Genomic DNA, 24,577 nt, shown 5'->3' on the forward strand with positions numbered 1-24,577 from the left:
GCACCTCACTTGTGATAAGGGTGGTTATTTATTATTCTAAAGGCTCTGTAAATTTGTTCCATTAAAATTACACGCATAAGTTTGTGAGGGAAAGTCATCTTTGAAAAGCTAAGTTTGTAGTCAGATTTTTCTAAAACTTCATCTGAAAGGCCAAGGCTTCCTCCAATTATAAAGGTAATATTTGAATAGCCATCTATCATTAAACTATTTATTTTATCGGCAAATTCAACTGAGTCAATACTCTTTCCCTTTATATCAAGGGCAATGACATAGGCATCATCTTTTATTTTTGATAAAATTTTTTCGCCTTCAATATTTTTTACTTTTTCTATGTCCTTTTTGGATAAATTTTCAGGACATGGCTCGTCATTAATTTCAAAAATGCTTAAATCAGCATAGGATTTAAGCATTTTCTTGTATTCATTTATTGAATCTTTAAAATAATTCTCCTTGATTTTGCCAAGCACAATTAAATTGACATTAATCATTTTAATTTTTTAACTTCTTCAAGAGCTTTGTCAAAGTTTACTTCGTCTGTAACTTCAGGAACATATTCAACATATTGAACTTTTCCTTCTCTATCGACTATTACAACGCCACGAGCAAGAAGTTGCAATTCATCAATTAAGAAACCATATTTTTTTCCAAATTCTTTATATCTGTAGTCAGAAATAATATCTGCATTGTCAATTCCCTTTACTGAGCAAAATCTTTCTTGTGCGAAAGGAAGGTCCACAGTTACAGTTACAATTTTAATATCATCAGATAATTTTGTGGCTTCTTCGTTAAAAGTAGTGGCTTGAATTGCACATACAGGTGTATCAATAGATGGTGCAACAGAATAAACTACAATTTTGCCTTTAAGATCAGCTGAATTAAAATCAGAAAGGTCTTTATTGACAGCTTTAAATTCAGGAGCAACATCTCCAACTTTAATTTCTTTACCAGCTAAATTTACTTTATTTCCGCCAAATGTTATATTCATTTTAATTCCTCCTAAAATTATTTTTGTTTTAATTTACACTATATTTATATCCAATTATTTATAATCTTAACAAGTGATTGCAATAAAATGCCATCTTAATTAAAATATAAGTAAGAAAACTTTTGTTAGTTAAAGGGATAAAAGAAGGAGGGAAATATGAAAAAGTATTTAAAAGCCTTGTTATTAATTTTTATGGCAGGAATAATTTTTACAGCCTGCACAGGTAAGGATGAAGGTCTTCCAGACAAAAAAATTTATAATGTAAAGTGGACTTTGGAAAGTATGATAAATACAGATGATGGAGTAGAATTAAGCAATGACATGGCTCTTAAATTTGACAAGAAAAATTTTGTCATGACTGATATAAACAGTGCCTATGACTATACTGGCACTTATAAATTAAAAAAGGTTGGCGCAGGCTATGAAGTTATTATGAAGTTTGATGACTTTGAAGAACCTGCCATTGGTGCCTATGATATGAAAACTCAGATGGACAAAGACCCTGTACCAAACCTGGTTTTTGATTTTATGGAAAGGACCTATTCCTTTATTGGTGAAGAAAAAAATTAAATGAGTCAGGAGTTTATTTTGAAAAAATATATATCTTTTATAATATCATTATTTTATTTTCCAACTTTAAACCTAATTTGTATAAAAATTTTTGAACACATAAATGAGAGACTTCAAGCGACTTTTGATATAAAATATATGATCATTTTAGATGGTGTGAAAATTTTAATGATTTTGTTTTTGGGTTTTATGCTCGCCTATTATACTAATTTCTCATCCAAACTATCTAAAAAGACTCTTGGAATATTTTTATTAATTGAAATTTTTATACTTGTAATCTATGTATTCATAAAAAAATATTGTTTGCAAGAAAATTTTGTTTACCTTTATGATTTTAATGCCTTGTATTTTTTCTTGCTTATAGGAGAAAATATTTTTTTACTTTTACATCAAAATCATGAATCAAAATCATGAATTATAGTAAAAATTTATACTTTATTATTTAAGGAGGGACAATAATGTGTAGAACACTAAAAAAATCTATATTAATTCTAATGTTTTGTTTTTTGTTACTAGGAAGAACTTTTGCGGCTTCTGGTTATGAGACACAACAAAACTCTTATTTTAAAACTGTGACTGGAGAAGTCATTCCGTTGAATGTAAAAGTTAAAGAGGTCAAATTACCTGTTCTCAATTCAGTCTCAAACAACTCAATTGACGATAGTGCATTTGTTGAATACGAAGTTTATTTACCATCTAAAGTAATAATGGAGGGGTATAGTGGAAGCCTATCAGATGATACAACTAATGGGTATGTTAAAGCGTGGGCTCGATTAAATTATAAACATAGAAATGGAAAATATTTACTTACATCAGTAGAAGGAAACTGGAGAATTATTGATAGATTAAACAATATTTCTATTAAGAATACAGAACTTCTTATTGCATGTAATTCATACCCACCTGATAATCAACGATCTCGCTTTGGGGTTTCAGTGCCTTTTAATGTAAATACAGGATTTTCTGAGTACGCAGATTCCAATTCCCCATTTGTTGCAATTGGAGCGAATACATTTGTAGATGTATATTCTAATGAATATATTTTTAAGGGAAACTTAATGCTGCATATTCCAATAGCTATTAAGTCAGCGATTGATCCGAGTTCATTTGCTAGAGCATATTAATTTATAAACTATTATATAAAATTAAAAAAACGCATTAAAACATGTAAATATGGTGGTTTTGTTATTAGTTTTACTTTTTGTTAGAAATCACTAGTTAAGAAATAGACTATGTTAATAAAAGGTAGGCAGAAAAAATGTACTTTAGGAAAATCAGAACAAGAATTAGGCACTTTTGAAAAAATATTGAAAAATATATTTTAATAAAAAAGTTGATGTGTAGAATAGATTTACCTATCTTGCACATCAGCTTTTTTTAAAATTAAAATTTACGATAAAAAGGCTCTTCTCAGAATGAAAAGAGCCTTAATTTGTCTTAAATTCTTAATTATTTGTATAAAATCTTTTTTACATTAACTTTGAAACATTTCTTGCATAAGCAATTGGGTCTTCTATGTCTAGACCTGCAACAAGTCTTGCTCCGTCGTATAAGAGTTTTGTGTAAGTCTTGAATTCTTCTGAAGCTTGGTCCATTTCCTTTAGCTTCTTAAGGGCAGGGTGGTTTGGATTTACTTCTAGAACCTTGTCTGCCTTGAAGCCCTGGTTGTTTGGCATGTTTTTAAGAGTTTTTTCCATTTCAATGGAGATTTCCCCCTTGCTTGAAAGGTAGGCTGCATCATCTTTTAGATTTGGATTTTCTCTAATTGATGAGACTTCTCCTTCCAAGATTTCCTTCATCTTCTTCACATAGTCTTTAAGAGTTTTTTCGTCTTCTTCTTTTACATCTTCTGTTTCAGAAATTGACTTAAACTTCTTGTCGTCATATTCTTCTAACATCTTAATGACAAATTCGTCAATTGGGTCTGTTAGGGCAAGAACTTCTATGTCCTTATCAATAAAGTGCTTGATTTGTGGTAGGTCCTTAATAGCTTCGATTGAGGATCCATTTGCATAGTAGATAAAGTCTTGGTCTGGCTTCATTTCTTTTCTGTATTCATTGAAAGTTGCATCTTCTCTTTTTGTTGTAGCAAAAATAAATAGGTCTTTTAATTTATCTTTGTCAGCACCATAATTTTCATAAGCGCCTGACTTTAGGCTAACTCCAAAGTTTTTAAAGAATTCTCTGTATTTTTCCCTGTCATTTTTAAGGATTTTTGCAAGTTCATCAAGGATTTTCTTTTCTATATTTTTCTTAATTAATTGCAATTCACGAGTTTTTTGTAGCATTTCACGAGAAATATTTAGAGAAATATCTTCAGAGTCAACTACACCTTTTACGAAGTTCAAATAGTTCGGCAAGAGTTCTTCGCACTTATCCATAATCAAAACTCCATTGGAATAAAGTTCAAGTCCGCCCTTTCTATCTGGATTAAAGAAGTCAAAAGGTCTTCTTGATGGAATGTATAGAATTGATTTAAAGGAAATTGCGCCTTCAACGCTCACATGGATGTGTGCAAGAGGATCTTCAAACCCAAAATGTCTTTGTCTAAAGAAGTTGTTGTAGTCTTCTTCTGTGAGTTCGTTTTTATTTTTTCTCCACATTGGGACAGAAGAATTTAGCACATCGTCTTCTCTATAAGATTCAAATTTTGGATCTTCTTCAGTGGAATCATCGCTTGGTTTTTTCTTTTCAACTTCCATTTTAATTGGGTAGCTGATGTAGTTGGAGTAGTGGCTCACAAGATCTCTTATTTCATATTCATCAAGGTATTTATCATAGTTTTCATCTTCGCTATTTTCTTTTAAGTGAAGAGTTATAATTGTTCCATGAGAATCTTTTTTTGCATCTTCTATTGAATAACCTTCTGCACCCTGGGACTTAAATAGATGAGCTATATCATCTTTATAAGATTTAGATAAAACAGAAATTTCATCGGCAACCATAAATGCAGAGTAGAAGCCTACCCCAAATTGTCCAATGATTTCGTGATTATCTTCTTTTTCGTTTAATTTTTTAAAATCTAAAGAACCGGATTTTGCAATTGTACCCAAATTTTCTACGAGTTCGTCTTCGCTCATTCCAATACCATTATCTTCAATTGTTAAAGTTCTATTTTCTTTATCAGGAGTGATTCTTATAAAATAGTCTTCGTGATTAAATTTTACATTTTTGTCATTAAGTGCAATGTAATACATTTTGTCCATTGCATCACTCGCATTTGAAATTAACTCTCTCAAAAATATTTCTTTATTTGTGTAAATGGAATTTATCATTAAATCCATTAATCTTTCTGTTTGTGCATTGTATTTTTTATTTTTCATAGTATTATCACCTTTCTCATTAGCACTCGAAGCACTCTATTGCTAATAATATATCTTTTTGTTTCATTAGTCAAATTTTATTTTTAAAATATTTTAAGTTAGTTTTGAAAAATAAAATTCTCTAATAAAGAGCCTTAGAAAGTCTAAGTTTAGACAAAAAATTAAATAAATTTCCATAATAAATAAAAATATAAGCTGCAATTGTTTTCAAATTTTTTTAGTTGATGTATAATATATTTGATATTTTTGATTGGAGGGGAAGATGTATAAAGAAGTAGAAAATGGAAATAGAATAAAAATAATTACAGGACATTTTGGAAGCGGAAAGACAGAATTTGCGATTAATTACTGCCTCTATTTGAAAAAATATTTTGAAAAAGTTGCAGCAGTTGACTTGGATATTATAAATACATATTTCAGAATTAGAGAAAAAATGGATTTTTTAGATGAAAGAGGTGTGGAATCATTTTCATCTAATATGAGAGAAAAGAATTCTCTAGATATCCCAGCAGTTGATGCTGCAATTTTAAAACCTTTAGAAAATAAAGATTATAGAGCCGTTTTAGATGTTGGAGGAAATCCTAAGGGTTCGCTTTCTCTTGGAAGGTATAGAGATATTTTGAAAAGAGAAGGGTATGATCATTATTTTGTAATAAATAGAAATAGACCTGAAACAAAAGATTTTGAGTCGGTAAGAGATTTTATTGGACAAGTAGAAGGTCATTCACAGACAAAAGTCACTGGAATAATTAATACCACACATTTTTTAAAGGAAACTACAGTAGATGACATTTTATATGGCGATGAACTTGCAAGAGAAGTTTCAAAAAAATTAAATCTTCCTTATGTATATGCAGTATGCCTTAAAAGTATAGAAAAGGAAGTTAGAGATTTAAATTTAGAAGCAGAAGTTTTTCCAATAGATTTATTTTTTAGAGAAGATTGGATGTTATAGGAGGTAAATTATGGCTAATGGCAGAGTTGAATTTGAAAAAGACAGATGTAAAGGTTGTGGACTATGCGTAACAGTGTGTCCAAAGGATGTTATTGAACTTGATAGAGAAACTATTAATGCAAAGGGATATGCACCAGCAATGGCAAAAAGACCAGAAGATTGTATAGCTTGTCAAAATTGTGCAATAACTTGTCCAGATTCAATAATAACAGTTTATAAAATTTCTTAAGGGGTGTTTACATGACAAAAGTACTTATGAAGGGAAACGAAGCAGTTGGTGCAGCAGCAATAGAAGCTGGATGTAAATATTTTTTCGGATATCCTATTACTCCGCAATCTGAAATTCCTGAATATTTATCAAGGGAACTTCCAAAGGTTGATGGATGTTTTTTGCAAGCTGAATCAGAAGTTGCAGCTATAAATATGCTTTACGGAGCAGCCGGAGCAGGAGCAAGAGTTATGACTTCTTCTTCATCTCCAGGAGTTTCGCTTATGCAAGAAGGTATTTCTTACATGGCAGGAGCTGAACTTCCTTGTGTAATTGTAAATATGATGAGAGGAGGTCCAGGACTTGGATCAATTCAGCCTTCTCAAACAGATTATTTCCAATCAACAAGGGGTGGAGGTAATGGAGATTATAGAACTATAACTTTGGCACCTTCTTCAGTTCAAGAACTTGTAAATTTAATAGAACTTGGTTTTGATTTGGCGGACAAGTATAGAAATCCTGTCGTAATAATGAGTGATGGTGTTCTAGGACAAATGATGGAGCCAGTTGAATTTGGAATGCAAGAAAAAATGACTCTCCCAGAAAAAACTTGGGCAACAAGAGGGAAGGGCAAAAATAATGGAGAAAGAAATATTATAAATTCAATTTATCTTTCTGCCGATGAACTTGAAGAACACAACAAACATTTAATAGAAAAATATAGAGAAATTACAGAAAATGAAATTAGAGTAGAAGCTTATGGTATAGAAGATGCAGATCTTGTTATAAGTGCCTATGGAACTACTGCTAGAATTGCAAAAAGTGCAATAGAACATTTGAGAGAAGAAGGGTATAAAGTTGGTCTTATTCGTCCAATAACTTGTTGGCCATATCCTTATGATGCCTTTAAAGATATTAATCCAAATTGTAAAGACATATTAGTTTGTGAAATGAATCAAGGACAAATGACTGATGATGTTAAAATTGCAGTTGAAGGAAGACAAAATGTTCACTTCTTTGGAAGACAAGGTGGAGTTATTCCAAATGTAGAAGAAATAAAAGAAGCTGCTCTTAATGTTTTAGGAGGTCTTAAATAATGGAAAAAACTAATGAAAAAGTTTTATATAAATATTCAGAAGGTTTGACTAGAAATGAAACACATTACTGTCCAGGATGTACCCATGGAGTAATTCATAAACTTGTGGCAGAATCGCTAGTTGAACTTGGAGTTTTAGATGATGCAATTGGAGTTGCACCAGTAGGATGTGCAGTTCTTGCATATAAATATTTTAATTGTGACATGCATGAAGCAGCACATGGAAGAGCACCAGCAGTTGCAACTGGAATAAAAAGAGTGCATCCAAATAATCTTGTGTTTACTTATCAAGGGGATGGTGATTTGGCATCAATTGGTACCGCAGAAATTGTACAAGCAGCACATAGAGGAGAAAATATTTCAACAATTTTTGTAAACAATGCAATTTATGGAATGACTGGTGGACAAATGGCGCCAACAACATTAGTTGGGCAAGTTACAACTACTTCTCCTTATGGTAGAGATGAAAATTGGTGCGGAAAGCCACTAAAAGTTTCTGAAATGCTTGCTACAATTGACGGAGCAAAATTTGTTGAAAGAGTTTCAGTTGACACTCCAGCAAATATTAGAAAAGCAAAAAAAGCAATAAAAGAATGTTTCAAGCATCAACTTGAAGGTAAAGGCTTTGGAATAGTAGAAGTATTGTCATCTTGTCCAACGAACTGGGGACTACCTCCAGCAGATGCGCTTGCATGGTTAAGAGATAATATGATTCCATACTATCCACTAGGAAATTTTAGGAGGGAAGACTAATGGCTACAAGAGATATTATTGCCGCTGGATTTGGTGGACAAGGTATTATGGCAATGGGGCAACTTATAACTTATTCAGGGATGCTTGAAAACAAATTTGTATCATGGCTTCCAAGTTATGGACCAGAAATGCGTGGAGGATCAGCAAATTGTTCTGTTGTAGTTTCAGATGAACCAGTTGGATCTCCCGTTATTTCACAAGCAACAGATGTAATCGTAATGAACGAACCATCACTAGAAAAATTTGAAGAGTTTGTTGCACCAGGAGGAAATTTATTTTTAAATTCATCACTTATAAAATCTTTTCCAAAAAGAAATGACATAAATGTATTTTCTATACCAGTAAATGATCTTGCAATAGAACTTGGAAATGCAAAAGTTGCAAATATGGTAATGCTTGGAGCATTTTTACAAGTTACAAACACTGTAAAAACAGAATCGGTAATAAAAGCTTTTACCAAAGTTTATGGAGATGCAAAGAAAAAACTTCTTCCTATAAATGAAAGAGCAATTGCAACTGGACAAGATGCAATAAAAGAAGCAGGTTGTGTAGGTGGAATTTGTCAAATAATGCCAGAAAAAACTAATGCCGAAGTCACAAGTAATTATTCAAGACAAAGTGCTGCAAATATTGAACTTAGTGGAACTGATTTAGAAAATATTGAATACTTAAAGACAATTAAAAAATATTCTGAAGAAGATGATGAAAAAATCTTTGAAAATGAAGTGACAATTGTAGATGAAGCCCTTTTTGTAGAAGAAGAATCAATTAAATTCTGTGATAAAGCTGCTGAAATATTAAATGGTGACGATGCAGGAGAAATTTTTGCATCACTTTCACAACAATCAGAAGAGCACATATCTTATCTAAAGGGTCTAAAGGAAAATATAAAATCAAAGGACAATACATCTTTTGCAGATAAAGTCAAAGCAAAATTCACAAAAAGAGAAGATTACGATTGGGGCAAAGTTGATTCAGAAAAGGCAAGATTAGCACTAAATGTATTTGCAATTGCAAAGGACATAAAAAATCAATCGATAGCTTTTTATAATAAAGCAAAAGAAAATACAAAAGATGAAAATGCAAGAAAACTATATGATGAACTTGAATATTGGGAAAATTTTCAATTAGAACAAGTAACAGGTCAGTATGAAATTTATAAAGATGAATGGTGCTCTGACCAAATGTTTTCAAAAATGTAAGATTTGTAAAAGTAAAAAATTAAGAAGCATCAAAGTAGGTGCTTCTTTTTTACTTTATAAAACATCCACAAAGATTTTATTCTCTTAAGATCTTTATAATGTTTAAAATTTACTTGTAGAAATTTATTGAGGGATATATTTTTTGTTTTCATCGCCAAGTGTATATTGGGCTAGAGTAGATATAACTGTATAAACCAAAATAGATGCTAGATTTGCAGTTACAGAATCGTGGTCAAACCTTGGAGAAACTTCTGCAATGTCAAAACTCATTGGCTTTCCTGTTGAAAAAATGTGTTTTAAAAGCAAAATTACTTTTTCTGGATCGACACCAAGTGGTTGTGGTGCAGAAACTCCTGGTGCAAAACTAGATGTAAAACAGTCCATGCAGATTGTAATATAAAGGTAGTCTTCCTTTTTTATATACTCATCGAGATTATTTACAATGTCAAAAAAGTTTTCGCTAATCATATCTTTGCCAAGGACATAGTTCACGCCAAGTTCATCAGCAGTTCTAAAAAGTGCAAGTGTGTTAGAGTGTTTTTGAATCCCCATTACATAGTAGGCATATTCCGTTCCCTTTTCACGAGTATAGTTTGAAATTTGTCTAAACATTGTTCCACTTGTTCCAGTTCCCTTTTCATAAGGTCTTAAATCAAAGTGTGCATCAAAGTTTAATATTCCAAGTTTGTTATCTTCTTTGTCATCTAGAAAGGTTGAAAGTCCCTTGTAGTGACCAAAGGCAGTTTCGTGACCGCCTCCAAGAACAATTGGAAATAAATTTAAATCTAGAATTTTTTTTACAGCTTTTGCAAGCTCGTCTTGACTTGCCTCAAGAGTTGTATATTTACTTGTGACATTTCCACAGTCAAAGATTTTTACTTCTTTTGAGAATTGACATGGAAGTTTTGCAAGTTCTTTTCTTATAGCAGAAGGACCCGCAGCTGCACCAAATCTACCTTTATTAAGTTCAATTCCTTGGTCTGATTCAAACCCTAAGATGCCAAAGGCAAGTTTTCCATCAAAAGGAGTTAGATCTTCATCGTTTAAATCAAGACCTTTAACCCATTGATGCCATCTAAAACTTTCATAGTCATTTTCATCATCAATTCTACCTGACCATATTCCCATTTCTTGTGGGCTGTAATAATTTATCATTTTACACCTCAATTTACTTTGTTCTTTGGAGTTTTTCCATTTTTAAAATCAATCAAATTGTCCTTTGCATTTTTGCCCATCTCAAGCCTTGCTTCAAAAGTTGCATTGCCCAGATGGGGTGCAAGAATTACATTGTCGAGGGCCAAGAGTTTTTCATTAACTTTTGGTTCTTTTTCATATACATCAAGAGCGGCACCTGCGATTTTATTTTCTATTAGTGCATCAGCAAGGGCATCTTCGTCAACAATTGGACCTCTGGACGCATTTATTAATATAGCACTTTTTTTCATCATTTCAAGTTCTTTTTTGGAAATCATGTGGCGAAGTTCAGGCACAAAAGCAGTGTGTAAACTTAAGAAGTCAGAATTTTTTATTACATCATCTTTTTCCATGTATTTAAGAACAAATTCTTTTTCAAAATCTTCTTTTCTAGTGCGAGAATAATAAATTACATTCATTTCAAAAGCCTTTGCTCTTTTTGCAAGATTTTTTCCAATATTTCCAAGACCAATTATGCCAAGAGTTTTATCTTTAAGTTCACTTCCAAGATAAAAAGTTGGACGCCAGCCGTAAAACTTTCCTTCTCTTGTAACCTTATCGCCAGATACAATACGTCTTGCAGAAGCAAGCATTAGTCCAAAAGTAAGCTCTGCAGTAGAAATAGCAGATGCAGGAGCAGGTGCATTTGTAACAACAATTCCTTTTTCTCTTGCATAATTTATGTCAATATTATCAAAACCAGCTCCGTAGTTTGCAATTATTTTCAAATTATCTGATGCATCAATTACATCTTTATCGATTTTATCAGATAGAGGACATAAAAGAGCATCTTTACCCTTAATTTTCTCAATTATTTCTTCCCTAGTAAGAGGAATATTTGAATTGTGATAAGTTATATCAAAATTCTTATTTAGTTCATTATAAATATCTTCTGGAATATTGCTTGTAATTAATAGTTTCATAAAATCACCTCATTAATTTTATTTTAACACATAGATAAAAAATAGTATAAGAGAAAAGAAAAAAGCAACAGGAAAACGTATTGAAAGAAAAGATAGTATGTTATATAATTAAAACAAACAATATTAATTTTTTATGAAGGAGGGTAGTTGTTAAGATTAAATTATGTAAGTTATTTAGAGTAATTTTTATTTATGATGGAGGTAGTATATGAAAAAAATTATTTCAATATTAATAATATTAATAGGAACTTTAAATATAGTATGCGCAGAATCTGAGCATGGAGAATTTATAGATGACTTCTATGATATCACCATTGAGTGCGATTTAGAAGAAAGAAACAATATTAGTCCTAAGAAAAGCTTTATAACTGGAACTGATGAATATGATACGACCGTTAAAGCTTTATTTCCTGATTTGGCAAGAGCTTACTCGGGCTTTAATATAAATCCATTCACTAAAAGAATAAGTGCTTGGGCAACTACAGCAGCACCGAGTGAATATGAAGTAAGTGTAAGAGGAGATATGTATAAAAATTCTAGGCACTATAATGGTGCTGCTTCCACAAGGGGTTACGGGAAAGTTAATTCATCAACACCTCCGATTAAATATAGGAAAGGAGATAGTTATGAGTTCAGAAGCTTTCATAACTGTTGGAATTCAGCAGGAGTTAAAGTATATAGTGAAAGCTTATATATAACTAAAGGCATATAATCATGAGTTTAAAAGGAACTATTAACATTTGTTTTTCAGATTCGTTAAAAGAAGTTTTAAATGATTTTAATAAAAAATTACAAGTGGTGTCTATCCCAATGATTTTTGACATAGGTAATTTAAAAGAGTTAGAAAGTCTTGAAATACCTAAATACTTAAGTTATTCAGATGTCAATTTAATTGAGATAGAAAATAGTTTAAAGAAAATTAATAAGATAATAGAGATTTCTACTTTTGAAAATTTTGTAGTTTGGTATTCTGAAGATTCAAATGAATATTGTGGCATGTTGTATTTTTTTTATAAAATGAGAGAAAAGAATGATAAGAATATTTATTTAATTAATTGTAGTCAAAAATTATATTTAAATAATTCTCTTGTTGATATAAAAAACACTTCAGAAATAAGAAAAGAATTAATTCCTTTAATTAAAAAAGAAGTTAAGTGGATAAGTTATGCTGATAAACAAAATTACATAAATGAATTTGAATTAAATTTTGCTTTATCAGCTTCTGTTAGAATATACGTTAATGATAAAATAATGACAGTAACTTATTTGAAATTGAGTGAATTGATTTATAATAATTTAGAATGGGGAAATTCATTAGATTATAACATATCTTTAGTAGTTGATAGATTTTCTTTTAGTTATAATGTTGTAACTTACATAATTAAACGCCTTTTGGATAATAGAAATATAAAAATAGAAAATGGCGTGATTATAAGTTGAAAATTAATTATAAAAATAAAAAATTTAAAATAGTTAGTATATTCTTAATTATTGTTACTATTGTAATATTTTTAAGGATTAAAAAAAATGAGACTGTAAATTATGAATATACTAATATTCAATTGTTTGGCTTAGAAGATAATAATCGCACCATAATATTAAATGATAAACAAAATATGGCTGATAATGAAATTAAATTAAATATTAGTTTTTCTACTACTCAAGATTTATTATTCAATACAGTACTAATTAATAACTTTAAAAATGTGGATTTTTCCTTTAATAGCATGAAAAGCTCTAGTTTACAGAAAATAAAATTCCCAAAAACAAAGGAGAAGTCGGTTGATGTTGTTTTAAGAACGGAAAATAAAGACTTGAGGTTAAATGATTATATTTTGATTTTTGTGGAAACTAAAAATGATATAATTGATATTATAAAGCATAAGAGATTTACGATTAAAAATAATGTAGAAAAATTAGATGAAGTAATAGAGCCAGTATATATAAAAAATATATATGAAGAAATAAAACATTTTGACTCAAAAGATATAGAAAACTTATCATTGTTAGATTATAAGTTTTCTGAACTTGAAAGATATTTTAGTGAGAATGAATATAAAAAAACATATATTTATATTGATATAGAAAAGAGTTAAGAAACTCACCCTATTTTGAGAAATTTATAGAAGATATTAATTCTAAAAAGAGTATACCTGTTAGTTTAGTAATATTTTATATGAAAGAGAACAATTGCCAAATAATAGATGGAAGTGTATCATTTATAAACACAGAATTGAATAAAAAGATTTTGATAGAGAATCCTAATTTATATAGTGTACATACAAACGAAGGTTTTCGAATTATGGCTATGTTCTATCCTTTAGAGGAATCTGATGATAAATTATATACTTATAAGATGTCGATTTGGGACACCTTGTTTTATTCTAAAGTTTTTGGACAAAATTAATTGGTAGGTTAAGATTTGAAACGTATATATTAAAAAATTAAATACTTTATATTTATGGAGCTAAAAAGTTTTTAGCTTCATTTTTGATTATGTGATAAAATTTAATTTGGAATTTAAAAAATTCTATATTTTTATATAAATTTAAAAGTTAAGAGGTGATTAAGTGGAGAATAATGAAAACAAATTAGGGACTATGTCCATTCCAAAGCTTTTATTTCAAGTATCTTTTCCTATTGTAATTTCTATGTTTATACAGTCAATGTATAACTTGGTGGACTCATACTACATAGGAAAAATTAATGAGGAGGCATTTACGGCGATTTCAATTGCCTTTCCAATTCAAAATATAATGATAGGAATTGGAGTTGGGACGGGAGTTGGCATGAATTCTCTTTTATCTAGATATTTAGGTGAAAAAAATTATGAAAAGTCTAATAACACAGCGGAAGTAGGTTTTTTTCTTGCTATAATGTATGGAATTATTTTACTTATACTCTCGAGATTTTTGCCACGACCTTTTTTATCTGCACAGACGGATAACGTAGAAATAATTAGTTATGGAATAGAATATTTGCAGATTGTAATGGGACTTTCTATGGGAGTATTTATACAGATTTTTCTTGAAAGAGCTCTTCAATCTACTGGAAGAACTATTTTTACAATGTTGACGCAACTTATTGGAGCTATACTAAATATAATTTTGGATCCTATTTTTATTTTTGGGTATTTTGGACTTCCTGCCATGGGTGTTAAGGGTGCCGCAATTGCAACTGTAATTGGACAAATAATTGGTGCAATTTGTGGATCTATTTTTGAATATAAATTTAATAAAGAAATTGAAATTAAAAAACCTGTATATGATCCCAAAATTATAAAGGAAATTTATAGAGTCGGAGTTCCTTCTATGATAACTATAATCATTCAATCTTTTACTATTTATATATTAAATAAGATGCTATCAGGAATCTCTACATCGGCTATTGCTGCTCTAGGTGCGTATTTTAAAATTCAGTCTTTTGTATTTATGCCAATATTTGGGCTAAATAATGGAGTTGTTCCTATAATTGCATATAATTATGGGGCAAAGAAAAAAGATAGAATTTTAAAAACGATAAAGCTTGCCTTTATAAGTGTGACTGTGATGATGTTGGTTGTTTCGGGAATTGTAATGTTTTTTCCAGAAGAACTTCTATCAATATTTTCCGCATCAGATAAGATGTTAGAAATTGGAGTACCAATGCTTAAAATTTGTGCTCTTTCATACATCTTTGCAGGAATATCAATAGTAGGTACAAGCGTGTTTCAAGCTTTAGGAAATGGAATTTTGGCACTTTTTGATTCAATTCTAAGGCAAATTATAGTTTTACTTCCAGTAGCTTATATTGCAATAAAATATTTTACTGTAAATGAAATTTGGTGGGGATATGTAATTGCAGAGTTTGCATCAGTGCTTTTTGTAATTTATTTTATGAACACCTTTGTGAAGAAAAAGTTGGAATTTATTTGAGCCTTAGATGGCTTAAATGTTGAAAATTTTTTGATTTTGATGTATTATGAATTTAATTTAAATAATCCTAGGAGGAAATATAATGGCTAAAGCAAAATTTGAAAGAAATAAACCACATGTAAACATTGGAACAATAGGTCACGTTGACCACGGCAAGACAACATTAACAGCAGCAATTACACTAGTAATGAATAAAAGATATGGCGGAGGAGAATTCGTAGACTACGCACACATAGACAAGGCTCCAGAAGAAAGAGAAAGAGGAATCACAATTTCAACTTCTCACGTAGAATACGAAACAGAAAACAGACACTACGCACACGTAGACTGCCCAGGACACGCTGACTATGTTAAGAACATGATCACAGGAGCAGCACAAATGGACGGAGCAATCCTAGTAGTATCAGCAGCAGATGGTCCAATGCCACAAACAAGAGAACACATACTATTAGCAAGACAAGTAGGCGTTCCAAAAATTTGTGTATTCCTAAACAAAGAAGACCAAGTAGATGATCCAGAACTAATCGAATTAGTAGAAATGGAAGTAAGAGATTTACTATCAGAATACGATTTTGACGGAGATAACACACCAATCGTAGTAGGAAGTGCACTAAAAGCCCTAGACGATCCAGACGGAGAATGGGGAGATAAAGTAGCAAAACTAATGGAAGAAGTAGACGCATACATTCCAACACCAACAAGAGATACAGATAACCCATTCCTAATGCCAATCGAAGACATCTTCTCAATCACAGGAAGAGGAACAGTAGCAACAGGAAGAGTAGAACAAGGAGTAGTAAAAGTAGGGGACACAGTAGAAGTAGTAGGTCTAACAGACGAAAAAAGACAAGTAGTAGTAACTGGAGTAGAAATGTTCAGAAAACAACTTGACCAAGCAGAAGCAGGAGACAACATAGGAGCCCTACTAAGAGGAGTACAAAGAGAAGAAATCCAAAGAGGACAAGTATTAGCAGCACCAGGAACAATACACCCACACACAAAATTTGAAGCAGAAGTATATGTATTGACAAAAGAAGAAGGAGGAAGACACACACCATTCTTCAACGGATACAGACCACAATTCTACTTCAGAACAACAGACGTAACAGGAGATATCCAATTAGCAGAAGGCGTAGAAATGGTAATGCCAGGAGATAACTCAACGTTCACAGTAACACTAATCACACCAATCGCAATGGACGAAGGATTAAGATTTGCCATTCGTGAAGGTGGAAGAACAGTAGCATCTGGTGTTGTATCTAAAATTATTGACTAATTCTTTAAGATTAAAAATTTAAAAGTAATACAAATAGGAGCAGGTTTAGACTTGCTCTTATTTTTTTGGTTCTACAATATTCTATTAAGGGATGTTTTTTTTATCAATCAATAGATATTATAGAAACTATTTCAACCAGTAAATTTTCTTTTAAAAACTCTATATGTTAGAATAAACTACGGAGGATTTATGAGCATATATAAAGGACTTAATAAATATAAAATTAGAATTTTTGTTGTCATACTTCTTACTTTTGGCAATGCTCTTGGAGAGTTATTTCTGCCAAAACTTATGAGTCTTGTTATTGATAAGGGTGTGGCTTATGGAGATACCAATTATATTTTGAAAATTGGTGCGTTAATGATTTTAGTAGTTATTTTAACAGTTATATGTAGAGCTTCTGCAGCATATCATTCTTCGAAGACTACAATGGCATTTTCAAGAGATCTTAGATACAAATTATTTAGAAAAATTAATTACTTCAGTTTTGATGATGTTGAACACTTTTCTATTTCTTCTTTAATTACTAGGACCACAGACGATGTGAATCAAGTGGAACAAATGGTTTTAATGGGACTTAGGCCTCTTGTGAGAGGTCCGCTTATGTTTGTTGGTGGTCTTATTATGGCCCTTTCTACTAATTTAAAACTTTCTGTTGTTTTTCCCATAACTATTCCCTTTATTGCTATTGGTCTTTACATTGTTATAAAAAGGGGATTACCTTATTTTCCAATTTTGCAAAAAAGACTAGATAATTTAAATGAGCTTTTTAGAAGAAGAATTACAGGACTTCGTGTTATAAGAGCATTTTCGAAAGATGAACATGAAGAAAGAATTTTTGAAAATGCTAATAGAGATTACAAAGACATGGCTACTAAAGTAAATAAGTTGATGGTAAATGTGAGACCGCTTCTTGCTATTATTTTAAATCTTGCTATTGTTGCTATTATGTTTTTTGGTGCAAAGTTAATTGATATTAGAGAAATGGGAGTTGGAGAGCTCATGGCATATATTCAGTACATTACTCAAGTTCTTACTGCAATGATTATGATGAGTTTTCTTCTTTCAATGGTGCCTAGGACTGTTGCGTCTATGAATAGGATAAATGAAGTCTTGGAATATGATTCTACAAGAACTGGTGGAGATAAAAAGCTAGAAGGTGGAATTTATGAGATTAGGGCAAAAAATCTTTCTTTTGCATATCCAGATGCAAGTTTAAATTCTTTAAAAGATATAAATTTTGAAGTCAAAAGCGGTGAAACTCTTGGGATAATTGGAGGTACTGGTTCGGGTAAGTCTACGTTATTAAGGCTTATTTTACAATTTTATGAGCCAGGGGATAAAGAACTTTTTATCAATGGAATAGATATTAAGGACTTAAATAATTATGATGTGAGAGATAAAATTTCCTATGTGCCACAGGAAAATTTTTTCTTTTCAAAAACTGTTTCTGAAAATTTATCTTATGCCAATGAAAAATCAGAGAAAGATCTCATGAAAGAATCCCTTTTGAAAGCAAAAGCAATGGATTTTTTGGGAGATGATCCATTAGATAAAAAAGTTTCTCGGGGTGGAAAGAATCTATCTGGTGGTCAAAGACAGCGTCTTGCAATTGCAAGGGCACTTACAAGGGATGCATCAGTTTATCTTTTTGATGATTCTTTTTCTGCCTTAGATTACAAAACTGACTATGAACTTAGACAAGTTTTAAGAGAAGATTTGAAAAGTAAAATTGTTATAGTTGTTGCACAAAGAGTTGCTACAATTTTGAATGCTGATAAAATTCTTGTGTTAGAAGATGGAGAAGTTGCAGGCTATGGGGATCACAATTATCTTATGAAGAACAATAAAATTTATAGAGAGATTGCGATAAGTCAGGGGCAAGATTATGAATAAGAAAAATAGTACGCTTTCTAGGATATTTGGATATTTAAAAAGTTACAAGTTATTTCTTCTTGTTGCAATTTTCTTGACAATAGGGACTTCTATATTTGAAATTATTTCTCCAAGATTAATGGGAAATATAACTACGAGAATTTTTGAAAATTTAAAAAATAACACTGGCGTTGACTTTGATTATGTTATAAGAATTTGTATAATTTTGGGGTGCTTATATTTTATTCAAGGAGCTTTCGAATTTTTTAGGGGCAGGATTCTTGTTGATATTACACAAAATTTAATTGAGAGAATAAGAAGAGAAATGTCAGAGAAGGTAAAGTATATTCCAACGGCTTTTTTTGATAAAAATAAAACAGGGGATCTATTATCTAGGATGACTAACGATGTTGAAACTCTTGGCAAGAATTTGCAGCAGACAATTTCATCTCTTTTGTCTTCTGTGGTATTAATTGTGGGAATACTTACAGTGATGATAAGAATTTCTAAAATACTAACTTTGGTATTTTTATTTACCCTTCCAATGACCTATTTTTCTACAAAGTTTATATCAAAAAAATCTCAAGGTTATTTTAGAAAGAAGTCAAAGGGAATAGGTTCAATGGTGAGCTTTGTTGAGGAAAATTTTTCTGGATCCGAACTTATAAAGGCGTTTAATTATGAAAAGAGAGCGGAAGATGAATTTTTAGAAATTAATGAAAATTTATATGAAGTTAGCTATAAAGCATCCTTTATGACAGGGATTATGCTTCCAATTATGACTTTTATTTCTAACCTAGGCTATGTAATGTTATCAATTGTTGGTGGATTTTTGGTATTATCGGGTAAATTATTTGTAGGTGACATTCAAGCGGTGATTCAGTATGTGAGAAAGCTTGCAAATCCCATAGAGCAACTTGCGGAAATGGCTTCTATTTTTCAAGCATCAATTGCTTCAGCAGAAAGAATTTTTGAATTTTTAGATCAAGAGCCAGAAGAAGAAATAGTAAGAACTGAAATTAGAAAACCAGTTGAGAAAATAGAGTTTAAAAATGTCTATTTTTCTTATGACAAAGTAAATTCTGTTATAAATAATTTAAACTTGGAAGTTGAAAAAAACAAAACTGTTGCCATAGTTGGATCTACTGGTGCAGGAAAGACAACTATTGTAAATCTACTCATGAGGTTTTATGATATTGATAGAGGTTCTATAAAGATAAATGATGTAGACATAAAAGATGTATCAAGAAAAAATTTGCGTTCTCTTTTTGGCATGGTACTTCAAGATTCTTGGCTATTTAGAGGAACAATTTATGAAAATATTTTGTATGGTCGTGAGGATGCAACTAAGGAGGAAGTAATTGATGCGGCGAAAAAAGTCTATTGCCACTCTTTTATAGAAAAGCTTCCAGATGGGTACGATACAATTTTAAATGAAGATGCATCTAATATTTCTAAAGGTCAAAGACAGCTTCTTACAATTGCAAGAGCACTACTTTCTGATCCGGAAATTTTAATATTAGATGAAGCTACATCATCTGTTGATACTAGAACAGAATCTCTTATACAAAAGGCCATGAAGAATTTGCTTAATGAGAGGACAAATTTTGTAATTGCACACAGACTTTCTACTATTGTTAATTCCGATATGATTTTGGTCTTAGATAAGGGAGATATTGTAGAAAAAGGAACTCATAAAGAGTTAATTGCAAAAAATGGAATCTATGCAGAGCTTTACAATTCACAATTTAAGGATTAGGAGGAATTATGAAGGATTTTATTTTTAATGTAGACACAAAGATACTTTTTGGAAAAGATCAAATGAAAAATTTGGCAAGTGAGATAAAAAAATATGGCAGTAGAGTTTTGCTTGCCTATGGGGGAGGTTCAATAAAAAGGAATGGACTTTATGATGAAATAATAAAAATATTTGAAGAAAATAATATTTTTTATAAGGAACTTTCAGGCATTGAGCCAAATCCAAGAGTTGAATCTGCAAGAGAAGGTGTAAAAATTGTAAAAGAAAATAAGCTTGACTTTATCCTTGCAGTTGGTGGTGGATCTGTAATAGATTTATCAAAACTTGTTGCTGGTGCCGTATTTATTGATGGCGATCCATGGGATATTGTAATTAGAAGAGAAAAGATAAATAAAGCACTTCCAATAGGAACAATATTGACACTTGCAGCCACAGGCTCAGAAATGGACAAAGGTGGAGTAATAACAAATCCAGAAACTACGCAAAAACTTGCTTTTGGCTCAGAATATACTCTTCCAAAATTTTCCATACTAAATCCAGAAGTAACTTATTCAGTAAATGCAAAACATACTGCGGCAGGTGTTGCAGACATAATGAGTCACACTATGGAAAATTATTTCACACTAGATGATGGAGCATATATGCAAAATAAACTTTCTGAGGGAATTTTAAAAACTTGCATACACTATGGACCAATTGCCATGAAAGAGCCAGAAAATTATGATGCGAGGGCAAATATTATGTGGGCATCAACTTGGGCAATTAATGGGCTTCTTTCAACAGGAAAGGAAACACCTTGGTCAGTTCACCCAATGGAACACGAACTTTCTGCATTTTATGATATAACTCATGGAATTGGACTTGCAATTTTAACTCCAAGATTTTTAAATCACATATTAAGCGATGAAACAGTTGATATGATTAGAGCTTTTGGAATAAATGTATTTGGAATAAAGGAAACAGAAAATAAATTTAACGATGCAAAAAGAGCAATTTCTGCACTTCATATGTTCTTTGAACAAGATATGATGATTCCAATGACACTTGGAGAAGTGGGAATAGACGATGAAAAGTTAGAAGAGATGGCAGATAGAGCAGCAAAGCACGCTGGTGGCTCAATAAAAGGTGTTGTAGAACTTAAAAAAGAAGACATTTTAGAAATTTATAAAGCTTCTTTATAATGTAATTTAGACAAAATATATAAAAATAGGGACGGGGAATAAAAACCTCGTCCTTTTTTAAAAGTTTATAAAAATTTTGAATTTATTAAGCTTCTACTGAGTTTTCCCATAATCCATGAATATTACAATAACTTAGTGCGTAAACTTCTCCACCCTTGTCAGTTTTAACAGCAGTTTCTACACAAGGAACAGTTTCGATTTCGCCTTCGCCATGAGCATTAAATTCATAAGAACCGACTTCTGTTGGGAATTTTTCTCCTTCAGGTTTGAAGAATACTTTAATCCATGCAATGTGGTGTTCCAAAGTGTTTGGATGTTCAATTTCTTCACCAACAATTGTTTTGATTTTTAGAAGCCCTTCTTCTTTTTCTACGTGAATTACAGGAACGTGTTTTTCTGTTTTAAAATCAGCAGTTTGTACTGTTTCAGTTAATTTCATTTTTATTACCCCCAAAGTAAATATTTTTGCTATATAAAGTTATTACCCTAAATTAAATAAATTAACACATATATTTAAAAGAAAGACAAAGAAATTTATTTCTAGTATAATAAGAAAGAGGTGTTAAATGAAGGAAATAAAACTTATCGCAACTACAAATATTGGGCTGGAGGCAGTTACTAAGAGAGAACTAATTGATCTTGGATACGATAATTTGAAGGTGAGTGATGGAAAGATTGAAATAAATTGTGGGCTAGAGGATATTCCTATTTTAAATTTAAGACTTAGAACGGCAGAGAGAGTTTTACTTTTAATTGATTCTTTTAAGGCGGAAACTTTTGAAGAACTCTTTGATAAAGTTTTTGAAATAAGATGGTGGGATTATATAAGCGAAAGCGACAATTTTATAATACAGGGCAGAAGTAGGAAGTCGAAATTATTTTCTATTTCAGACTGTCAAAGAATTACTGAAAAAGCAATTATAGAAAAATTAAAGATGAAGTATAAAGTTGCTTGGTTTGAAAAAAGTGGCCCTAGAGTTAAGGTAGAAGTATCTCTTTTAAATGATATTGCAGAAATCACAATGGACACATCAGGAAATGGGCTTCACAAAAGAGGGTATAGAGAGGTAAATTATAAAGCACCACTTTCAGAAACAATTGCGGCAAGTCTTGTAAAACTTTCTTTTTGGAATAAAGATAGGGTTCTTGCAGATCCATTCTGTGGTTCAGGCACTATTCTCATAGAAGCTGCAATGGTAGAAAAAAACATTGCACCTGGACTTATGAGGGATTTTGATTTTGAAAATTTTAAGTTTTTAAATCCAGAAATTTTTAAAGAGGAAAAGAAAAAATGTTATAGCGAAATAAAATATGACGAAAAGCTTGAAATTTTAGCATCAGATGTATCTCATAAGGCAATCCAAATTGCAAGGACAAATGCAGAGATACTTGGACTAGATGAAGATATCTCTTTTTTTCAAAAGGACATAAGGGATTTGGATCTTCCTGATGATTATGGAGTTCTAATAACAAATCCTCCTTATGGAGAGAGAATTGGAAAAGAAGATGTAGATGAATTAAATAGGGAACTGGGGAAACTTGCTAAAAGTCTAGATACTTGGTCTTTTTATATAATCACAGGAAATGAAAATTTTGAGAAAAATTTTGGGAAAAGAGCAGACAGAAATAGAAAACTCTACAATGGAAGACTGAAAACTTATTACTATCAATACTATGGTCCAAAACCAAAAAGATAGTAATTGTTAAGTTAAAAACAATTTGCTATACTGTAAATAATATGGTGAAAGAGGATGACGCATTGACAAATTATTTAAATGAAGACAAGATAGATGACAAAATTGATTTTCAAGTTTTAAATGCAATTGCAGATTTAGTCCGAGTTCTTGATTACAATGAAAAAGTTATCTTTGTAAATAAAGCTATGGAAGATCTTTTGGGTTATGACAGGGACAAAAAAGTTTGTGTAATTGGAGAGGATCTTTTTGATCCTGAAATAACTAGGCGTGCTCTTTTAAGTGGTGAAGTCATTCAAAGAGAAGAAAATATTGGAAGTATGATTTTTTCTGTAAAATGCTCTCCAATAATAAATAAACATGGGCAAATCTTGGGAGTTGTAGAGGTCTTTAGAAATGTCACAATGGCGAGAAAACTCCAAAAAGAAATAATCGAAAAAAATAGATTTATGACAAGTGAAACTATTGCTGCATCTATAATTCAACAGACAGTTCTCCCCAAAAAAGGATTTATAAAAAATTTAAAAATAAATTATGTTTACAATCCTTCTACAATTTTAAGTGGAGATATGTTTGATGTATTTGAAATTGACAACGAAAATATTGCGGTTTATATAGCTGATTCAGTGGGACATGGATTTGCGGCATCTATGGTAACCATGTTTATAAAATCTGTTATAAGAACTCTTGAGGACAGTACGCTTATTTCTCCAAAGAAAACTCTTGAAGAAATTTCAGAAAGATTTACAAGTTTAAGACTTGAAATAGAAAATTATTTTACTTGTTTTTATGGTGTTTATAATAGGAAAGAAGATAAATTTGTATTTTCAAATGCAGGTCATTTGCCAATGCCAATGAGAGTAAGAGATAGAGAATTTAAAAGTTTGGAAGCAGAAGGTTATCCTATCTCGAGATTTTTTGCGAATCCTAATTATGAAGAAAATGAAATAAAACTTTTTTCTGGCGATTATCTTTTATTTATGACAGATGGTGTAGTGGAAGCTAGAAATTCAGATAAGGAAGTCTTTGGATATGATAGAGTTCGTGAAATTATTTCCAATAATAATAGTGATATTTTAGAAATTTTAGAAAGTAAGCTTATTGAATTTAACGAAGGAACTCAAAAAGATGATATATCAATGTTACTTGTAAATGTGTGGTAAAAAAGCTGATTAAAAAAGGTCGGCTAAAATAAATTGTTTATGAAATATTTCAGGCAAATTTTTTATTAAGGTAAATCTTGCCTGTTTTTTATTTTTTGAAATAAAATTTTATAAATTTATCTAAGTAATGTTACAGAATTATTAAATTTTCTAAACTTTTGTAAAATGCTAAAAAATTTTTTATTATTGGGTATAATAGTACTGAGAAAAATATTTTAAATTAATTTATTATAAGGAGGAGAGTTTATGAACAATAAAAAATTACTTAGTCTAGCACTTGCTGGGGTAATGATAACAGCAATGCCATTTAATGTTTTTGCAGACGAAAAGGAAGGAGCACCAGAGGATAAAACTATAGTAGAAGAATCAGCTGGAGAAACAGCAACTGGAGAAGAAAATCCATCTGTCTCAGATACTGAAAAAGTAACAGTAACATTTGATTCAGACGGAGGAAGTGAAGTAGCAGTTCAAACAATTGAAAAAGGAAAGACTGCAAAAACTCCAGT

The 24,577-nt window shown here is 31.0% G+C and carries 24 protein-coding genes; 18 read left to right on the top strand and 6 right to left on the bottom strand.

What is annotated here, in order from left to right:
• Positions 1-5: 5 nt before the first annotated feature.
• Entirely contained in the window at positions 6-488 is a 483-nt protein-coding gene (gene rlmH, locus RH95_RS07275; protein WP_010247330.1) for a 23S rRNA (pseudouridine(1915)-N(3))-methyltransferase RlmH, read from the bottom strand.
• Entirely contained in the window at positions 485-985 is a 501-nt protein-coding gene (gene tpx, locus RH95_RS07280) for a thiol peroxidase (protein WP_010247332.1), read from the bottom strand. Before tpx ends, rlmH begins: the two co-directional genes overlap by 4 nt.
• A gap of 156 nt (positions 986-1,141) precedes the next feature.
• Between tpx and RH95_RS07285 the strand changes: the two genes are divergently transcribed.
• Positions 1,142-1,555: a hypothetical protein gene (locus RH95_RS07285; RefSeq protein WP_010247335.1), complete on the top strand. Its 414-nt coding sequence runs from the start codon at positions 1,142-1,144 to the stop codon at positions 1,553-1,555.
• A gap of 458 nt (positions 1,556-2,013) precedes the next feature.
• A complete protein-coding gene (locus RH95_RS07295) occupies positions 2,014-2,679 on the top strand; it encodes a hypothetical protein (RefSeq protein ID WP_010247338.1) in 666 nt (221 codons plus the stop codon).
• A gap of 345 nt (positions 2,680-3,024) precedes the next feature.
• On the opposite strand, the gene htpG is transcribed toward RH95_RS07295, so the two are convergent.
• Positions 3,025-4,878 carry a molecular chaperone HtpG gene (gene htpG / locus RH95_RS07300; protein WP_010247341.1) on the bottom strand — a complete coding sequence of 618 codons (1,854 nt, stop codon included), beginning with the start codon at positions 4,876-4,878 and terminating at the stop codon, positions 3,025-3,027.
• 262 nt (positions 4,879-5,140) lie between these two features.
• Here htpG and RH95_RS07305 point away from each other — a divergent pair, with 262 nt between their 5' ends.
• The 5 genes from RH95_RS07305 to RH95_RS07325 are packed head-to-tail and all read left to right on the top strand — an operon-like array spanning position 5,141 to position 9,092.
• On the top strand, positions 5,141-5,833 hold the full coding sequence (locus RH95_RS07305) for an ATP-binding protein (RefSeq protein ID WP_010247343.1): 693 nt from the start codon (positions 5,141-5,143) through the stop codon (positions 5,831-5,833).
• A gap of 10 nt (positions 5,834-5,843) precedes the next feature.
• Positions 5,844-6,062: a 4Fe-4S dicluster domain-containing protein gene (locus RH95_RS07310; RefSeq protein WP_010247346.1), complete on the top strand. Its 219-nt coding sequence runs from the start codon at positions 5,844-5,846 to the stop codon at positions 6,060-6,062.
• Between the two features lie 11 nt (positions 6,063-6,073).
• Positions 6,074-7,138 carry a 3-methyl-2-oxobutanoate dehydrogenase subunit VorB gene (locus RH95_RS07315; RefSeq protein WP_010247350.1) on the top strand — a complete coding sequence of 355 codons (1,065 nt, stop codon included), beginning with the start codon at positions 6,074-6,076 and terminating at the stop codon, positions 7,136-7,138.
• A complete protein-coding gene (locus RH95_RS07320; RefSeq protein WP_010247354.1) occupies positions 7,138-7,890 on the top strand; it encodes a thiamine pyrophosphate-dependent enzyme in 753 nt (250 codons plus the stop codon). The genes RH95_RS07315 and RH95_RS07320 overlap by 1 nt, the downstream gene beginning before the upstream one ends.
• Complete coding sequence (locus RH95_RS07325; RefSeq protein ID WP_010247355.1) at positions 7,890-9,092, top strand: 2-oxoacid:acceptor oxidoreductase family protein; 1,203 nt, start codon at positions 7,890-7,892, stop codon at positions 9,090-9,092. Before RH95_RS07320 ends, RH95_RS07325 begins: the two co-directional genes overlap by 1 nt.
• 123 nt (positions 9,093-9,215) lie before the next feature.
• Here RH95_RS07325 and hutG read toward each other — a convergent pair whose 3' ends face one another.
• Both hutG and RH95_RS07335 read right to left on the bottom strand, forming a co-directional pair.
• Entirely contained in the window at positions 9,216-10,247 is a 1,032-nt protein-coding gene (gene hutG, locus RH95_RS07330; protein ID WP_010247358.1) for a formimidoylglutamase, read from the bottom strand.
• A gap of 8 nt (positions 10,248-10,255) precedes the next feature.
• Positions 10,256-11,209 (bottom strand): 2-hydroxyacid dehydrogenase family protein, encoded by a 954-nt coding sequence (locus tag RH95_RS07335; protein ID WP_010247361.1) that lies wholly within the window; start codon positions 11,207-11,209, stop codon positions 10,256-10,258.
• A gap of 208 nt (positions 11,210-11,417) precedes the next feature.
• Between RH95_RS07335 and RH95_RS07340 the strand changes: the two genes are divergently transcribed.
• The 8 genes from RH95_RS07340 (at position 11,418) to RH95_RS07380 (ending at position 21,214) form a co-directional block, all read left to right on the top strand.
• A complete protein-coding gene (locus tag RH95_RS07340; protein WP_010247364.1) occupies positions 11,418-11,921 on the top strand; it encodes a hypothetical protein in 504 nt (167 codons plus the stop codon).
• A 2-nt stretch (positions 11,922-11,923) separates the two neighbouring features.
• On the top strand, positions 11,924-12,649 hold the full coding sequence (locus tag RH95_RS07345) for a DUF1835 domain-containing protein (RefSeq protein WP_010247367.1): 726 nt from the start codon (positions 11,924-11,926) through the stop codon (positions 12,647-12,649).
• 176 nt (positions 12,650-12,825) lie between these two features.
• The gene (locus RH95_RS07350) at positions 12,826-13,305 is read left to right on the top strand and encodes a hypothetical protein (RefSeq protein WP_158309967.1); all 480 of its coding nucleotides are present in this window, start codon (positions 12,826-12,828) and stop codon (positions 13,303-13,305) included.
• Between the two features lie 474 nt (positions 13,306-13,779).
• The gene (locus RH95_RS07360; protein ID WP_010247374.1) at positions 13,780-15,123 is read left to right on the top strand and encodes an MATE family efflux transporter; all 1,344 of its coding nucleotides are present in this window, start codon (positions 13,780-13,782) and stop codon (positions 15,121-15,123) included.
• An 82-nt stretch (positions 15,124-15,205) separates the two neighbouring features.
• Positions 15,206-16,399: an elongation factor Tu gene (gene tuf / locus RH95_RS07365; RefSeq protein ID WP_010244938.1), complete on the top strand. Its 1,194-nt coding sequence runs from the start codon at positions 15,206-15,208 to the stop codon at positions 16,397-16,399.
• Positions 16,400-16,588: 189 nt separating this feature from the next.
• Complete coding sequence (locus RH95_RS07370; protein WP_010247377.1) at positions 16,589-18,295, top strand: ABC transporter ATP-binding protein; 1,707 nt, start codon at positions 16,589-16,591, stop codon at positions 18,293-18,295.
• Positions 18,288-20,033 carry an ABC transporter ATP-binding protein gene (locus tag RH95_RS07375; protein ID WP_010247382.1) on the top strand — a complete coding sequence of 582 codons (1,746 nt, stop codon included), beginning with the start codon at positions 18,288-18,290 and terminating at the stop codon, positions 20,031-20,033. The genes RH95_RS07370 and RH95_RS07375 overlap by 8 nt, the downstream gene beginning before the upstream one ends.
• Before the next feature lie 8 nt (positions 20,034-20,041).
• Positions 20,042-21,214, top strand: a complete 1,173-nt coding sequence (locus tag RH95_RS07380; RefSeq protein ID WP_010247383.1) for an iron-containing alcohol dehydrogenase — start codon at positions 20,042-20,044, stop codon at positions 21,212-21,214.
• 85 nt (positions 21,215-21,299) lie between these two features.
• On the opposite strand, the gene RH95_RS07385 is transcribed toward RH95_RS07380, so the two are convergent.
• On the bottom strand, positions 21,300-21,653 hold the full coding sequence (locus tag RH95_RS07385) for a class II SORL domain-containing protein (RefSeq protein WP_010247387.1): 354 nt from the start codon (positions 21,651-21,653) through the stop codon (positions 21,300-21,302).
• A 127-nt stretch (positions 21,654-21,780) separates the two neighbouring features.
• On the opposite strand from RH95_RS07385, the gene RH95_RS07390 reads away from it, so the two are divergent.
• From RH95_RS07390 to RH95_RS07400, 3 genes are all read left to right on the top strand, one after another.
• Entirely contained in the window at positions 21,781-22,911 is a 1,131-nt protein-coding gene (locus tag RH95_RS07390; RefSeq protein ID WP_010247389.1) for a THUMP domain-containing class I SAM-dependent RNA methyltransferase, read from the top strand.
• A gap of 62 nt (positions 22,912-22,973) precedes the next feature.
• Positions 22,974-24,071 carry a PP2C family protein-serine/threonine phosphatase gene (locus RH95_RS07395; protein ID WP_010247393.1) on the top strand — a complete coding sequence of 366 codons (1,098 nt, stop codon included), beginning with the start codon at positions 22,974-22,976 and terminating at the stop codon, positions 24,069-24,071.
• A gap of 246 nt (positions 24,072-24,317) precedes the next feature.
• The coding region (locus RH95_RS07400; protein ID WP_010247396.1) for a hypothetical protein at positions 24,318-24,577 on the top strand (260 nt) is incomplete at its 3' end.

Origin of the sequence: Peptoniphilus rhinitidis 1-13, from assembly GCF_000246925.1 — a bacterium.
Taxonomy (GTDB): domain Bacteria; phylum Bacillota; class Clostridia; order Tissierellales; family Peptoniphilaceae; genus Peptoniphilus_A; species Peptoniphilus_A lacydonensis.